The organism is Enterobacter sp. 18A13 (genome assembly GCF_007035975.1).
Lineage (GTDB): Bacteria > Pseudomonadota > Gammaproteobacteria > Enterobacterales > Enterobacteriaceae > Enterobacter > Enterobacter vonholyi.
This window is the reverse complement of record NZ_AP019634.1, coordinates 1164703-1176814: the sequence shown is the minus strand read 5'-3', so window position 1 is coordinate 1176814 and position 12112 is coordinate 1164703. Positions and strand designations below refer to the sequence as shown.

Sequence of the window (12112 nt, the reverse complement as noted above, 5' to 3'; positions counted from 1 at the left end):
GTTCTCCTGTGCAGGAGATGCGGACCTTCTAATCAACCAGCGCGCTTTCAGATGAAGGACTGGCGGCCTGCGAGGGCAATTGTTGAGCTCATCAGCGTGGGTTAGTCCCCCTAAATGATGGGTATTTTCGTTAACAATTAATCAACATAAAGAGATATCTGTTATTTTTTGTTATTACATAAAGATGAAAATATGCGGTAAATGAGATAACAGGATATTTCCGCTAAATTTAAAAAAATAGCGATTCAGATCCAGAAGATAATACAAACCCATAAGCGGATATTAATTTACAGGGTTTTCGGAAAAAACTTACCCTGTATAATAAGATGCGTATCAAATCTGAATAAGAAAAACCTTTTTGCCAACACCAGCCTAATGAGATGACCGCGCTGAGGCATAGTTCTTTTCATTACGTAAACAAGGATGCTTTCGCTCTTTCCAGGGAAATACTACGGTATAGGGATCTGCACATTATATCCTTCCGGCATTTCGAGAGTTTTACAAACTCTGCATAACGCTTTTAACAATCTGAGGCATTAAAAATGAAACCGGCATCCGTTATCATTATGGACGAACATCCTATCGTCAGAATGTCGATAGAAGTCCTGCTACAGAAAAATAAGAATATCACAGTCAAGCTCAAGTCTGGCGATAGCCATGAAGTTCTTGACTGTATCCGCAATCACCCTATCGATCTGGTGATCCTTGACATTGAACTCACGGGCACGGATGCTTTCGCTTTGCTTAAGAGAATCAGAAACTTAAACAAAGACATTAAGGTTCTGTTTCTCTCGTCTAAATCAGAGTTATTTTACGCGGGTCGCGCCATTCGCGCCGGGGCAAATGGCTTCGTCAGTAAGCGTAAAGATTTGGGTGAGATCTACAACGCCGTAGAAATGATCCTGATGGGCTATTCCTTTTTCCCGTCAGAAACGCTGAACTTTATAAACCATTTGGGTTCAGGGAAAGGGATGGCAGTAGATATGCCATTATCGAATCGCGAGGTCACGGTATTACGATATCTGGCGAATGGATTATCCAATAAGGAAATTGCTGAACAGCTACTATTAAGCAACAAAACCATTAGCGCGCATAAATCCAATATTTATTCCAAGCTGGGTGTGCAAAGCATCGTGGAATTAATTGATTACGCCAAAGCGCACGAACTGCTTTAACCTGAATTCACTCCCTGCAGCTTATCTGAGCTGCAGGGAGTGCGGTCAGTGCTAATTATAGTTAATCATAAAGGTGGCATCCGCATCGGCTCGTCCGGGCTGAGGGTTATCTGCGGTGGCAATATAATTGGCATAAAACGACAGTATCGCATTCCCCTGTGCATCAACCGAGACCGGCTGGCTGGCCTGCTGGAGAGCCAGGCGCGTTTTATCCGCATCCCTGATCTCTACCGCGACACGACTTGCAGTACTGGCGTCATTCAGCGCCAGCAGGCCGCTATTGCTCCCGTCGGCTTTACCCGAAAACGTGATGGACGCCGAGCCCGGCGGACAGCCGGTCAGCTTCAGCGTAAACGGCATGGGCTGCGTGCGGCTCCCGGTGGTGCTGAGCTGTTTGGTGGGCCAGGTCCCCAGCGTGACGGTCTTGTCGCTGTCGCTGCCTTCAGCGACGCAGGTAAAATCGACAATATTGCCGTAGAGCCGAATGTTGATCTCACCCAACGCGGTGTCCGCCTGGGCCTGTGTGCAAAGCGCAAAGAGCGCCACGGTGATTAAACGGATCCCGTTTCGCATATCGGCTCCTTAATCGTAATCCACGCGCAAATACCCGCGCGAGGTGAAGCGCCCTTCCGCAGGCTTATTGCCCGTCACGCTCACCGGCCAGACTCGGATCCCCACCTGCGCCTGCGCGCTGTCGTCAAGGCGGAACGGAATTTTACTTGTCAGGTTGTTAGGCGTCAGCGGCGCCCCGCTCTGATTAGCAATGATGAATCCCACATCCGGGTTATCCGACACCAGCACATTATCAGAGACTTTTTCCGCCTCGACGCGCATCGTCAGCATGGCGTTCGCCTCTACGTTGGTGCATTTAATGGCGATGGTTTTACTCTGCGATGAGACGCCCTCCGGTTTGTTACCTACGCCCGCCTTGCTGAACAGGGAGGCGCCAATGTCGCCGAAATCAAATTCCACCACGTTACCGGCATTAATGGCGCAGCTTTGCGGCACCTGAATGGTTCCGCTGTAGCTAATGGTATAGACCGGCGTGGTGAGCGGATCCGAGGAGGTGGTGGTGACGTAGACGCGGAACATGGTGGCGCGCGGGATAACGACCATGTTAATAAAACGCCGGGTCACCTTAAGGCGGAAGACAAGGCTGGAGTCCTGAACGCCAAACGGTTTGTTTTTGGAGACGTTAGGATGGCTCCCCATCTGGATATAGCTTTTAGGCGGATAAAACACGCCAGCATAGCTGTCCGTGATTTTCATGGCCCCGTCCAGATAGTCGTTCAGCTTCAGATACTGATAGCCATCGCTCGTTCCCGTTACCTGATAATCGGTCACATAGCTACGCTTGGTGGTATTCCCGACGGTGCCCTTCGGGCAGACGGCATTGACCCCTACCCACTGCGACTTCTCGCTGAGCGTCACGACCTGTCCGATCTGGTTATTCGAGCTGTTGAATTTATCCGTCAGATCGTAATGCACTTCCGTCGGCACGCCTTTTTCATTGACGCACACGGTCGCTAATGCGTTTGTCGCAGGCAGTAACGCCAGAAGCGACAAAGCAAAGATTTGAGTTTTAATCACAGCCGATCCCCTTAAGTGTGATTGCCTGTTGCAGGCTCTTTTCAGGCAAGCTATAAGGCGCGCGACACTGGGACTGCGCCCCGTCGCCCCACTGGATCAGCAGTTCGCCTTCCAGCGGCAGCCCGCTCAGGTAAATTTGCCCGTCATCCCCCACCATGCTGGTCACGCCGCTTCGGTTTTCGCGAACCACCGCGCCGAACGGCACCGGCTGGTTGCCGCGCATCACCGTCAGCAGGGCGCGCACGCCGATGCGGGTATCAAAGCTGGCGCGCACCAGCGCGCCTTTGGTCGGCACCACGCTGCTCACGTTGTTTTCGATATCGGTGTTGTTGCTCATGGTGTTGGTATCCAGCGCCACACGGTTGTAGCGGTAGACAGTGGCATACGGCATCACCGCGTAACCACGCCAGTCGGTTCTCACGCCGGTCTGGTTTTCCACGCTGACGCCAGATGCCCCCGGAGCTTTGATCAGCACGTTGGTGTCCCCCAACGGCTGGCTGAAGGTCACGCCATCGGCGTGGCCGACCACCCCGCCGGAGAGCTGCCAGTTGAGATCGTGCTGATCGTCGCTGTAGTTGTAGCCGACGCCCAATGTGCCGTAGGTCGCCTGCCAGTTGGCGCTGGCGCTTCCGCTTGAGCCGTTGGTGCTGGTGTGTCCCTGGGTCACGCTGTAGTTCAGGTTGCGGTCTTCCAGCAGCGTGCCGCTGACGCCGGTTTGCCAGCTAGTGTCGCCATCGCTGTTCCGGCTGGCGGATGCCGTAGCGTAGGCGCGGTCAATCGCGCTGTCCCGGCGATAGCCCTGACGGGTAAAGATACTGAACGGCACGGAGACGTTAAACGACGCGATGCGGTCGGTGCCGTCGATCCCGACGGATTTGTTCCACGACCACGAGACGGAGTAGTTGATCCCCTTCATGCCTCCCGCGTAGCCCAGCTGGTACCAGAGATTCGTCTCGTCTGTTCCCCAGTAGGTCTGCTCGCTACCGGAGATATAGACCGAGCCATAGTCCCCCAGCGACTGAGAAACGTTGAGCTGGAAGCGACCTTTTTTATTCCACGTCAGGTTGTGATAACTCTGCACGTCCGGCACATCGTTATCGTTCTTGCTATCGGCATACTGATAGCCCTCCATTGAGCGCCAGGCCACATCGTCAAGGGTGTAAAACCCTTTTGTGGAGTAGCGGTAGCCCAGCAGCTGGAAGTTGGTGCCGAAGCCGTTAAGGGATTTCGCGTAGAGGAAGCGCAGAGACTGCCCTTCATGCTTGCTGTCGTCCGCGAGCTGGCTGCGGGCGTGGGTGATATCGAGCGAGACCGCGCCCCAGTCGCCCAGGTTTTTTCCGGCCCCGACGGCCACCGCGGTATAGCGCGATGCCAGCTGAGTTCCGCCGTAGAGCGTGTAACCGTTGGCGAGACCGGTAATCAGGGTTCCCTGGGTGAAGAATGGCGTATCCTGATCGCTGTTACCGCTGCGGTAATCCCCCGCCACGAGGTCATACTTCCAGCGCCCTTCACGCTGCAGAAGCGGCACGGTGGAGTACGGCACGGTATAGCGCTGCTGGGTGCCGTCTTTCTCTTCGACCGTGACTTCCAGGTCACCGCTTGAGGAGGTGGGGTTAAGATCGGTGATGGCGAATGCGCCCGGCTGCACATAGCTTTGATAGATAACGTAGCCATTCTGTCGAACGACCACTTTGGCGGGCGTACGGGCGATCCCGCGCACGGTCGGCGCGTAGCCCTGCAGGCTGTCCGGGTACATGCTGTCAGACGAGAAAAGCCGCCCGCCGCGAAAACCCATGCTGTCGAAGACGTCATTCCCGGTATTGCTGTCGCCCAGCACCAGTTCACTTTTCAGCGGGATGACGGTGCGCTGCGCCCAGGTGCCAATATTCTGCCACTCGCTGTGCCGCTGCCCGTTATTCTCCGTGTACCGCCATGCGCCGTTGTTACGTAAACGCCAGGCGCCATAGTTCAATCCGCTTTGCAGGTTGAGGTAATAGCTGTCGTCTTCGCTTCCCCGGTTACCGGAGAAGCTGTAGTTCACCAGTGCGGCGGGGATACCTTCATCCCACTGTTCAGGCGGAATATAGCCCCGGGCGCTGTTTTGCAAAGCCACCTGCGGCAGGCTGACGTCCAGACGCTGCGAGGCAAAGTTGAATACCGTTTCGCTGCCGGGTATGGCCGTGGTCAGCGGAACGCAGGTCTCGCCCTGCACCTTAGCCAGCTCGGGAAACGCCGCGACGTTGACGCCAAAGCGATCGAGCATCGCGCGCGTAATGCACGCCGACAAACCGCCCGCCACCGGCGGCGTGTTCTCTGCCTGCTCAAAACGCACGTCCTGGGTACCGATAAACTCATCGTTACGCCAGATATCCACGCGATAAACGCCGGGTGCCTGCTGGTGTCCCTGTTCAAAACGCGACAAATCCGCCACGCTGGCGGTATCGTCGGACAAAAAGGCCGGGTTGAAATAACTTTCGCTCCAGCCAGCCTGCGGCCAGAGCGCAGCCATCAGCGCCAGCGCAACCGGGCAGTAACGTCCCTGGTGGTTTTTCATCGCCCTGACTCTGCTCACAGGTTGACGCTACGCGCCGGGGTGATGGCACCGTAGTCATTCACGCTCTGCCAGGAAAGCGTACCGCTGGCACCGGCTGGCAGCACCTGCTGAGACGAACTTTTCGGCGCAACCATCAGGTTGTCCAGCGTCTGCCCGCCCAGCTTCAGATTAACGAGCGTGATATAATACGGCGACGCGTTGCTGACTTTGAGATGGTTGCCCGTGCGCTCAAACCGCAGCTGGGAAAGCGCCTCTTCCGGCTGCATCGCCAGGTTGTTCGGGCGCACAAACAGCTTGATGCGTGAAAGGATAGCCAGCTGCAACACGTTATTGTTTTCCGTTTTCGCTTTGTTCACCGACGGGATCGCCTTCACGTTCATGTAAAAGAGCGATTCGCGATCGGCAGGCAGCGCCGGCCCGGCGTAAATAATACGCAGCGTGTTTTCGCTGTTCGGCTCGCTAACAAACAGGGGCGGAGTGACGGCAAACGTTTTTTCTTTTTGCCCGCTCGCATTTTCGATCCACGCGTTAATTAAATAACGTTCCTGTTTGTTGCTGTTGGTGATCGCCAGCGACGTTTGCTTCGCCTCTGCCGGATAAATAACGCGCGTGGCCCCCAGTGCAATACCGCCGGATGCATTTGCGCATGCAGAAACCATCATCAAAATAAACGATAAAAAAAGTCCTGGTTTAATTAGGGTATTCATCACAACCGTACCTTTAATAATGTGTTCGCAGGTGTTACGGATAAATCAACGTAAACCAGACATCCGACTGAATTTTGCCTGGCTCGAGATGTTCGGAAATAGCCCGATAGCGGGCGCTAAAATGGAACGCGAGCTCGCGGGTATCGACAGGCAGCCAGCTGACGGCCGTAGCGTTTGGGATTATCTGACGTTGCTGTTCGTCAAAGAGCGCCAGCCCGACGCCGCTGCTGACGGGTGTTTCACCCGGCCGCGATGTCGCCAGAAAGACCTGCGGATCCTCTGCGGGTGTGACGCCCTGAAACTGGATCCCCACGGTGCGCGAAACATCAACGCTGCAGTCCAGCAGCCGTACGGTGAAAGGCACATTCACCGTGGAAAAACTGCCCACGCCGGAAAATGAATTGGTTCGGTACTGGCCCATGTCGATGCGCATATTCTGGCTGTCGGGCGCCACGGCGCAGCCGCCGTTCACCAGTTCACCTCTGAGATGAACCTTGCCGCCTTCGATCACCACGGTATGCGCCGATGCCGGGCAAGCCATCGCAAGGGTTAACAGCAGTAGTGTTCCAGTCCTTGTCATCCTTCGTTCCTGGCATTAGCGTATGACGGGCCTCGTCCCTGAGGCCTGAACATCCCTGTGCGGAGGAATTACTCGTATTTCATTACGAAGGTGGCGTCAGCGTTCGCCTGACCTGGCTCAGTGGTGGCAGCCGTTGATTTGTAACGCGCGGTGAACTTCAGGGTGTTGGTCCCTTCGATCAGCGTCTGCGCAGCAGAGAAGGTCGCGCCGTCTGGGGTCAGAACGCTGGATTTGCTGTCGAGGATCTCGATACCCACGCCTTTCGCGGTGTTGTCGTTGTTACCGGAGGTGACGGCCAGCAGGGTTTTGTCGGTTGGGTCGATCTGACCGGTAAACGCAACGGCTGCAGTTTTGGCAACCAGCGGATCGCAATCGTTCAGTTCAATGTTGAATGGGATATTAGAGGTGGTGTCGCCCACTTTGGTGAATTTCGCGGTACGATACTGACCCAGATTAACGGTCTGCTCGGAAGAATCAGTATTTACTGAACAAGCAGCATTAACCAGCTCACCTTTAAAATGTACGGTACCGCCATTTACGGAAACCGGCGCAGCAGGATCCGCTGCATTTGCGGCACCCGCAACCAGGGCCAAAGTTGCAATAACAGTAGAAGCAATGTTGCTGAGTTTCATGTCTATTCCTTTAAAATGTAAATAACCCTTCCCGCGAATAATCGGGAATAAGAAATACGTTCAATTGATGAATTGAAAGCTTATTTCGGAGGAGACAAAGTAGCTCAGGACGCGGTTTTTAAATATGTCAAAACGCTGCCATTTCGCCAGGTCACATCCTAATCCCGCCTAAGAAATTGACCATCCCTTAAGAAGGGTTTTTGCGTCACGCTGATAAAAACGCGTAAAGGGTGACTGACAGCGACGCTCGCTTCTGACAAAATACACGCGATCCCCCCTTTCAAACGTTACAGACGGAATCTTCTCTCTGATGGCAGCAAAGATTATTGACGGTAAAACGATTGCGCAGCAGGTGCGCTCTGAGGTCGCGGAAAAAGTGAAGGCGCGTAAAGCTGCCGGAAAACGCGCCCCCGGGCTGGCCGTTGTGCTGGTTGGCAGCAACCCGGCATCGCAAATTTATGTCGGCAGCAAGCGCAAAGCGTGTGAAGAGGTGGGCTTCGTCTCCCGCTCTTACGATTTGCCGGAAACCACCAGCGAAGCAGAACTGCTGGAACTTATTGACACCCTGAACGCCGATAAAGAAATCGACGGTATTCTGGTTCAGCTGCCGCTACCCGCCGGTATCGACAACGTGAAGGTGCTGGAGCGTATCGCACCGGATAAAGACGTGGACGGTTTCCACCCGTACAACGTTGGCCGCCTGTGCCAGCGTGCGCCGCGTCTGCGCCCGTGCACGCCGCGCGGTATCGTGACGCTGCTTGAGCGTTATAATATCGACACCTACGGTCTGAATGCCGTGGTCATCGGCGCGTCCAACATCGTGGGCCGTCCGATGAGCATGGAGCTGCTGCTGGCCGGCTGCACCACCACCGTCACCCACCGCTTCACTAAAAACCTGCGCCACCACGTTGAGAACGCCGATCTGCTGATCGTTGCGGTCGGCAAGCCAGGCTTTATTCCTGGCGAGTGGATTAAAGAGGGTGCGATTGTCGTGGACGTCGGAATTAACCGTCTGGAAAACGGCAAAGTGGTCGGCGACGTGGTGTATGAAGATGCCGCCGCGCGCGCGTCTTACATTACCCCAGTACCGGGCGGCGTAGGCCCGATGACCGTAGCAACGCTGATTCAGAATACGCTGCAGGCGTGCGAAGAATATCACGACGTAGAGGACGCGTAAGATGGCGACTTTTTCATTAGGTAAACATCCGCACGTTGAGCTGTGCGACCTGCTCAAGCTGGAAGGCTGGAGCGAAAGCGGCGCACAGGCGAAAATCGTTATCGCCGACGGGCTGGTAAAAGTCGACGGCGTGGTAGAAACGCGCAAGCGCTGCAAGATTGTCGCGGGCCAGACCGTGAGCTTTGAAGGGCAAAGCGTAACCGTTACGGCCTGAGCCGTTTGATGCCCTCACCCTAACCCTCTCCCACTGGGAGAGGGGATATAAAATCCCCTCCCCCCCATCGCGGTTATTTATCGATCCACTTCAAATAATCACTATTTCATCTGTTGAAAAGTGAAAATTCAGTTGCGCGTTTTTCACTCTTTGCCCACGATAAGTAGAACGTTCTACTAAAACGTTCTACTTACAATAACAGCGCCAAAAAAAGCGCTACTCGGGGGAAATCAGCATGAGTCTGATATCAGGGTTTGTTAAATCGCTGTCTAAGTTATCGATGATTGGTCGCGCCTTAATGCTGCCAATTTCACTGCTTCCCGCTGCGGGCCTGCTGCTGGCCTTCGGCGATAAGTTCCATCTGCCGCTGATGATGAACGCGGGCGGGGTTATTTTTGATAACCTGCCGATGCTGTTTGCCATTGGCTCCGCCGTGGGTCTGGCGTCAGAATCCGGTATTGCGGCGCTGTCTGCGGCCGTTTCGGTGTTTGTCACGAATATCACCATCAGCACCGTGCTGAGCATCACGCCGGAAATGGCCTCCCAGGGCGGGAAATACGCCATGGTGGTGGGCATTCCGACGCTGCAGATGGGCGTCTTCGGCGGCCTAATCTGCGGTATTCTCGCGGCCTGGTGCTATAACCGCTTCCACACCATGCAGCTGCCGGAGTTCCTCGGCTTCTTCTCCGGCAAGCGCTTCGTGGCGATTGCAACGGCGTTCCTCTCGTTCCTGATGGGGCTGCTGCTGCCATACGTCTGGCAGCATATTCAGGCCGGTATCGACGCGCTCTCCGTGGTGGTGAACGGTGATAATCAGGCGGCGTCGACCTTTATCTTCGGTCTGGTAGAGCGCGCGCTGATCCCGCTAGGTCTGCACCATATCTGGTATCCGTCCTTCTGGTATTCGTTTGGGGATTACACCACCCAGGCAGGCCAGGTGATCCACGGCGACCAGACCATCTGGTTCAAGATGCTGGAAGAAGGGGTGAAATCCTTCAGCAGCGACACCTACCAGAACGCTGGTAAGTTCATGCAGGGTGAATTCCCGCTGATGCTGTTCGCGCTGCCTGCGGCATGCCTGGCGATGTATCACGAAGCCCATACGAAGAATAAGAAAATCGCGGCCGGTATTCTGTTCTCCGCGGCGCTGACCTGCTTCCTGACGGGGATCACCGAACCGGTTGAGTTTACCTTTATCTTCGTGGCGCCGATCCTGTACGTCTTTAACGCCATCATGGCGGGCCTGGCCTACATGACCATGTACCTGCTGCATGCGCATATCGCCAAGTCGTTCTCCGCGGGCTTTATCGACTATCTGTCATTCGGGATCCTGCCGTCCTTTAACGGCTACCAGACCCACTTCCTGAGCGCCATTATCATCGGCATTCCAATGGGCCTGATTTATTACTTCACGTTCCGCTTTGTGATCCGTCGTTTCGACGTGAAAACGCCGGGCCGCACTGAAGTGACCGCTAACGCGGATGAGAAATCGGATTCCGAACTCGCGACAGAGATCATCACCCTGCTGGGCGGGGCGCATAACATCGACTCCGTCGGCGCCTGTATCACCCGTCTTCGCCTGGAAGTGACAAAAAGCGAGGTGGTGGATAAAGACGGTCTGAACGGACTCGGCGCGCGCGGCGTGGTGTTTGTCGGCGACAACGGTATTCAGGTGATTTTCGGTGCCAGAGCACAGTTTATCGCCCAGACCATGTCCACCATGATCGGCAAATAATAAGATGCCTGAACGACACGTCTCCTGTACGCTGGGAGACGTGTTTTATCTGGCTGATAATCGGTAAATTTCAGGGAGCGGTTTTGAAGAAAGTCAGCATTATTGATGTCGCAAAGCACGCGGGCGTGTCGGTCTCAACCGTCTCGCTGGTGCTGCGCCAGAAAGGGAAAATCTCAGAGGCAACGATCGAGAAGGTCAACGCTGCCATCAATACGCTGGGCTATGTTCATAACGTTGCCGCTGCCAACCTCCGCGCCAATACGTCCAACCTGATTGGCCTGATCCTCCGTGACTTTAGCGACAGTTTCTCCATCAAGGTGATGGCGAGCATCGTTCAGGATCTCGAAAAACAGGGGTATATGGTTTTTCTCGGTCAGCCCCAGAACGACCATGACCATCTTGAGCGCTGCCTGCTGTCGTTTAAGCAGCAGGGCGTCGCCGGAGTTATCTATCTGGCCTCGGATACCCGCACGTCTACCCTGCCGGAACAGATTCGCCGCTGCCCGCTGCCGCTGGTGGTGGTCTCGCAGTCGCTGCTGGATGAAAAATGCAATCTGGTGATGCGCGATAACCGACAGGCGGCCAGTCTGGCGGTGCGTTATCTTATCGAGCGCGGTCACCGCAATATTGCCTACATTGGCGGACGCGAAGGCTGCCTTATCCGCGAACAGCGCCTGCTCGGTTTTCGCAGCGCGATGGCGCAAAACGGGCTGGTCTGGCGCGATGAATACTCTCCGGCCTGCAGCGATGACACGCTGGCCGCGGGTTTCGCCACCCGCCAGCTGCTGGAAAAAAACAACACCATCACCGCCCTGCTCTGCCACTCGCCGGATGCCATGATCGGCTCCATCTCCGGTATTCATCAGGTCGGGCGTACGGTGGGTAAAGATGTGTTTCTGACGCAGCAGGTCGCGCTGGTCGGTTTCGAAGATATGCTCCACGTTAACCTCACCTCACCCTCGTTTACCTACGTCTCGTCCGCCAGCGAAGAGACGGGGCGTCAGGCGGCCGGGCTGATTATCCGCACGCTGAAGGAGCCGACGCTGCAAACCCAGCGAATTACGCTCTCCGGGCAGCTTATCGCTCGCGAGTCGGCGTAAATTCAGAATTTCGCACAGGTTTTTTAGCGCGGGATGACTGCTATATTTCCATGATTTACCATGGATAATTACAATGCCTACCGTTATTACGCACGCTGCTGTTCCGCTTTGCCTGGGCTTAGGCCTGGGAACCAAAGTGATTCCTCCCCGCCTGCTGTTTGCCGGGATTATCCTCGCCATGCTTCCGGATGCCGACGTGCTGGCATTTAAATTTGGCGTCGCGTACGGCAATGTTTTCGGCCACCGCGGCTTTACCCACTCCCTGCTGTTTGCCTTTGTAGTGCCGATACTTTGCGTGCTGACTGGACGACGTTGGTTCAGAACCAGCCTGACGCGATGCTGGCTGTTTTTAACCGTGTCACTGCTGTCGCACAGCCTGCTGGATTCGATTACCACGGGCGGGAAAGGCGTCGGCTGGCTGTGGCCGTGGTCTGATGAACGCTTCTTTGCGCCGTGGCAGGTGATTAAGGTGGCGCCGTTTGCGCTGTCGCGCTATACCACGCCGTACGGGCATGAGGTCATTATCTCGGAACTGCTGTGGGTGTGGCTGCCGGGGGTGGTGCTGATGGGAATGTTGTGGTGGAAAAGAAGGTAAAAAAAAAGCCGGGTGGCGGCTACGACTTACCCGGCCTACTTTTGCCTGTAGGC

The 12112-nt window shown here is 55.3% G+C and carries 12 protein-coding genes; 6 read left to right on the top strand and 6 right to left on the bottom strand.

Features of this window, described 5'->3' with window-relative positions; all coding sequences use genetic code 11:
* The first annotated feature begins 542 nt into the window (after nt 1–542).
* Nucleotides 543–1175 (top strand): fimbria biosynthesis transcriptional regulator FimZ, encoded by a 633-nt coding sequence (gene fimZ, locus FOY93_RS05740; protein ID WP_008499339.1) that lies wholly within the window; start codon nt 543–545, stop codon nt 1173–1175.
* 51 nt (nt 1176–1226) lie between these two features.
* Here fimZ and sfmF read toward each other — a convergent pair whose 3' ends face one another.
* From sfmF to fimA, 6 genes are all read right to left on the bottom strand, one after another.
* Complete coding sequence (gene sfmF, locus FOY93_RS05735) at nt 1227–1748, bottom strand: fimbria assembly protein (protein ID WP_115874402.1); 522 nt, start codon at nt 1746–1748, stop codon at nt 1227–1229.
* A 9-nt stretch (nt 1749–1757) separates the two neighbouring features.
* On the bottom strand, nt 1758–2765 hold the full coding sequence (gene fimH, locus FOY93_RS05730) for a type 1 fimbria D-mannose specific adhesin FimH (protein WP_115874401.1): 1008 nt from the start codon (nt 2763–2765) through the stop codon (nt 1758–1760).
* Nucleotides 2758–5319 (bottom strand): fimbrial biogenesis usher protein, encoded by a 2562-nt coding sequence (locus tag FOY93_RS05725; protein WP_143344780.1) that lies wholly within the window; start codon nt 5317–5319, stop codon nt 2758–2760. The genes fimH and FOY93_RS05725 overlap by 8 nt, the downstream gene beginning before the upstream one ends.
* A 14-nt stretch (nt 5320–5333) precedes the next feature.
* Nucleotides 5334–6026, bottom strand: coding sequence for a type 1 fimbria chaperone FimC (gene fimC, locus FOY93_RS05720; RefSeq protein ID WP_127729854.1), 693 nt, complete (start codon nt 6024–6026; stop codon nt 5334–5336).
* Between the two features lie 34 nt (nt 6027–6060).
* Complete coding sequence (gene fimI / locus FOY93_RS05715; protein WP_133293923.1) at nt 6061–6606, bottom strand: type 1 fimbrial protein subunit FimI; 546 nt, start codon at nt 6604–6606, stop codon at nt 6061–6063.
* 68 nt (nt 6607–6674) lie between these two features.
* On the bottom strand, nt 6675–7238 hold the full coding sequence (gene fimA, locus FOY93_RS05710) for a type 1 fimbrial major subunit FimA (protein ID WP_023310641.1): 564 nt from the start codon (nt 7236–7238) through the stop codon (nt 6675–6677).
* 310 nt (nt 7239–7548) lie between these two features.
* Between fimA and folD the strand changes: the two genes are divergently transcribed.
* The 5 genes from folD (at nt 7549) to FOY93_RS05685 (ending at nt 12059) form a co-directional block, all read left to right on the top strand.
* Complete coding sequence (gene folD / locus FOY93_RS05705) at nt 7549–8415, top strand: bifunctional methylenetetrahydrofolate dehydrogenase/methenyltetrahydrofolate cyclohydrolase FolD (protein WP_008499332.1); 867 nt, start codon at nt 7549–7551, stop codon at nt 8413–8415.
* A 1-nt stretch (nt 8416) separates the two neighbouring features.
* A complete protein-coding gene (ybcJ, locus tag FOY93_RS05700; protein WP_023334767.1) occupies nt 8417–8629 on the top strand; it encodes a ribosome-associated protein YbcJ in 213 nt (70 codons plus the stop codon).
* Between the two features lie 235 nt (nt 8630–8864).
* Complete coding sequence (locus tag FOY93_RS05695; protein ID WP_024906880.1) at nt 8865–10364, top strand: PTS transporter subunit EIIC; 1500 nt, start codon at nt 8865–8867, stop codon at nt 10362–10364.
* An 83-nt stretch (nt 10365–10447) separates the two neighbouring features.
* Nucleotides 10448–11464: a Mal regulon transcriptional regulator MalI gene (malI, locus tag FOY93_RS05690; RefSeq protein ID WP_115874396.1), complete on the top strand. Its 1017-nt coding sequence runs from the start codon at nt 10448–10450 to the stop codon at nt 11462–11464.
* A gap of 73 nt (nt 11465–11537) precedes the next feature.
* Entirely contained in the window at nt 11538–12059 is a 522-nt protein-coding gene (locus FOY93_RS05685) for a metal-dependent hydrolase (RefSeq protein ID WP_136195304.1), read from the top strand.
* Nucleotides 12060–12112: the final 53 nt, after the last annotated feature.